This window comes from Methanospirillum sp. (assembly GCF_035560735.1).
GTDB lineage: Archaea > Halobacteriota > Methanomicrobia > Methanomicrobiales > Methanospirillaceae > Methanospirillum.
The window spans coordinates 1-3,185 of sequence record NZ_DATMYY010000165.1 but is presented as its reverse complement, the minus strand read 5'-3'; the positions used below and the strand labels follow the sequence as shown (position 1 = coordinate 3,185).

Here is a 3,185-nt window from a genome sequence, read left to right as displayed (position 1 = left end):
AATGAAAGCCTCATTAAAGATCTCCTGGTGATATTAGATGACTTTGACCAGGCTTTACCTTCACTTGAAAAAGAACAGAACAAAGAGGGACTTTTGATGATCAGAAAAAAATTGATGAAAATTTTGAGTGAATATGGTCTTCAACCAATCGAATGTGAAGGGAAAAAATGTGATCCCAATTTCCATGAAGTTATCAGTAAAGAGAAATGTCAGCAGGAATCCGGCACAATTCTTGAAGATTTCAGTACCGGATACCTGTTAAAGACGAAGGTCATCAGGCCATCAAAAGTAAAGATTGCAGAATAAATTTCAGATAATGAAGGTGAAAACAATGGCAAAAGAGAAGATCATCGGAATTGACCTGGGAACATCAAACAGTGAAGCAGCCGTCATACTTGGCGGAAAACCTACTATAATTCCTTCAGCTGAAGGAGCCACGGTTGCTGGAAAGATGTTTCCCTCCTATATTGCGTTTACAGCTGAAGGACATCTTCTCGTTGGAGAGCCTGCCCGCAGGCAAGCAGTGAGTAACCCGGAAGATACGGTCACTGGTGCTAAACGGAAGATGGGCACCGAATATGCTTATAAGATTTCAGGAAAAGAATACACGCCTCAGCAGATCTCTGCATTTCTTCTGCAGAAGATAAAAAGGGATGCTGAGGCTTTTCTCGGAGAACCAATTACCAAGGCTGTGATCACGGTTCCTGCGTATTTCAACGATAACCAGAGAACAGCCACAAAAGATGCCGGAAAAATAGCCGGACTTGATGTGGTCAGACTTGTTAATGAACCTACAGCCGCTTCTATGGCATATGGTCTCGATCGCAGCGGAGAATATAAAATCCTCGTGTTTGACCTCGGGGGTGGGACGCTCGATGTTACCATCATGGAGTTTGGCGGTGGAACGTTCACGGTTCTTGCAACTGCAGGAGATACCCAGCTTGGAGGCACTGACATGGACAATGCTGTCTATGAATGGATTGCTGCCGAGTTTCAGAAACTCGAAGGAATCGATATAAGAACTGACAAAATGGCAATAACCCGGGTGAAAGAAGCTGCAGAAAAAGCAAAGATCGAGTTATCCAATGTAATCGAAACCGAGATCAATCTGCCCTATGTTTCCGCAACCCAGGCAGGACCCAAACATTTGTCGATGAAATTAAGCAGATCAAAACTTGAACAATTGGTTGAACCTATCATTAAACGCTGTATTCAACCTTTTGAACAGGCTCTCACTGATGCAAAATTAACAAAAGATGATATTCAGAAAGTAATTCTTGTTGGCGGACCAACCCGGATGCCGGTTGTTCAGAAATTTATTGAGGATCACATCGGTAAAAAATCTGAGAGGGGAATCGATCCAATGGAATGTGTTGCCATCGGAGCTGCGATTCAGGGTGCTATCCTTGGTGGTGAGATAACTGATATGGTGCTTCTTGATGTAACTCCACTCACCCTTGGTATCGAAACTATGGGAGGTGTGAGGACCGAATTGATTGCGAGAAATACCACTATCCCCACTAAAAAGAGTGAAAATTTTTCAACTGCTGCTGATTACCAGACTTCTGTAACGGTTCACGTTCTCCAGGGAGAACGTCCTATGGCGAGCGATAACGTCAGTCTCGGTCAGTTTAATCTGGTTGGTATTCCTTCGGCTCCCCGTGGGATTCCCCAGATTGAAGTAACCTTTGATATCGATGCATCAGGTATTCTAAATGTGTCTGCTAAGGATCTTGGGACCGGCAAAGAACAGAAAATGACCATAACGGCTTCGATAAAACTTCCTGAAAATGATGTCAAGAAGATGGTTAATGAAGCAAAAAAGTTTGAAGAAGATGATCGGAAACGGAAAGAGGATGTCGAAATCAGGAACTCAGCTGATTCATTGCTCTATACCGCTGAAAAAACAAAATCTGATCTTGTTGATAAATTAGGTCAAGAACACATCGATACGATAAATGCTGCTATTTTGGCAGTGAAAACAGCATTAGAGGGAAAAGATAGTACTCGAATCAGGACAGAGACTGACAAACTCCAGAAAGTTCTCGGTGAAGCCGGATCTGCTGTGTATCAGAATTCAGCCTCAACATCGCAAAAACAGGGAGAGGGCCAGTGTAATTCTTCTGGATGCGATCAGACAGGCCAGGAATCCAGTTCACCGGATGGAGAAAAAGTGGTTGATGCAGATTTTAAGGTCAAGGATTAAGGGTAAGGTCTCTCGCGAACATCATGGCTAAAAAGGATTTCTATGAGATCCTGGGCGTGAAAAAGGATGCGTCACAGGATGATTTAAAAAAGGCATTCAGGCATCTTGCCAGAAAATATCATCCTGATCTCAATCAGGGGAGTAGCGAAGCCGAAGAAAAATTCAAGGAAGTAAATGAAGCATATCAGATCCTGAGCGATCCAAAGAAAAAAGTCCAGTACGATCAGGTAGGTCATGCTGATTATAAACCTGGAGAGTATACACAGGCTAAACCTCCCAGTTATGATGATCTGTTCAGAGATTTTGGTTTGGGAGATATCTTTGATGCATTCTCAACCGGCACTGCAAGAGTTCAAAACAGGGCCGGAGCGGACCTCAGATATGATATAGAAATCTCTCTCACTGACGCTTTTTACGGAACAAAAAATACTGTTTCAGTTCCTCACCAGAGTATTTGTTCATCATGTCAGGGAATAGGAGCTCAGCCCGGGTTTTACCGGACCTGTACCACCTGTAATGGGACCGGGAAAATCAGGAAAGTTCAGAAAAGAGGTGCTCAGCAGATGATGAATATTGCACAGTGCCAGGTATGTGGTGGAAACGGTGTTATCATCGAAAAATTCTGTGAAACCTGTCATGGAAAAGGAATAATTCAAAAAACCAGGAAACTTGAGGTTTCCATTCCACGGGGTGTTGAGGATAAACAATATTTACGGATTGCCGGTGAAGGAGAAGCGGGAGAGAACCAGGGACCACCGGGAGACTTGTATGCTATTGTCCATATAAAAACAGATTCCGCTTTTGAGAGACAGGGGGCTGATCTGTATAGTTCAACCACAATCGGAGTGAAGACAGCCATACTTGGGGGTGAGATCACTGTTCAGACAATTACAGGGTCAGCATCACTGAAAATTCCCCCTGGAACCCAGAGTCATACCCTTTTTCGACTCAGAGAACAAGGGATGCCATACTTGAATAG

General features: G+C 43.5%; 3 protein-coding genes. All 3 read left to right on the top strand.

The features are described 5' to 3' along the window. Positions 1–306: nucleotide exchange factor GrpE (locus VN429_RS05050; protein WP_325630480.1), on the top strand; the 306-nt coding region annotated here is incomplete at its 5' end. Positions 307–331: 25 nt separating this feature from the next. Then, complete coding sequence (gene dnaK / locus VN429_RS05045; RefSeq protein WP_414675291.1) at positions 332–2,206, top strand: molecular chaperone DnaK; 1,875 nt, start codon at positions 332–334, stop codon at positions 2,204–2,206. Between the two features lie 23 nt (positions 2,207–2,229). Beyond that, the coding region (locus VN429_RS05040; RefSeq protein ID WP_325630474.1) for a J domain-containing protein at positions 2,230–3,185 on the top strand (956 nt) is incomplete at its 3' end.

Bases quoted from the DNA above. Each gene is read 5' to 3' on its own strand.
- dnaK (WP_414675291.1), top strand. From the start codon at position 332: ATGGCAAAAGAGAAGATCATCGGAATTGACCTGGGAACATCAAACAGT.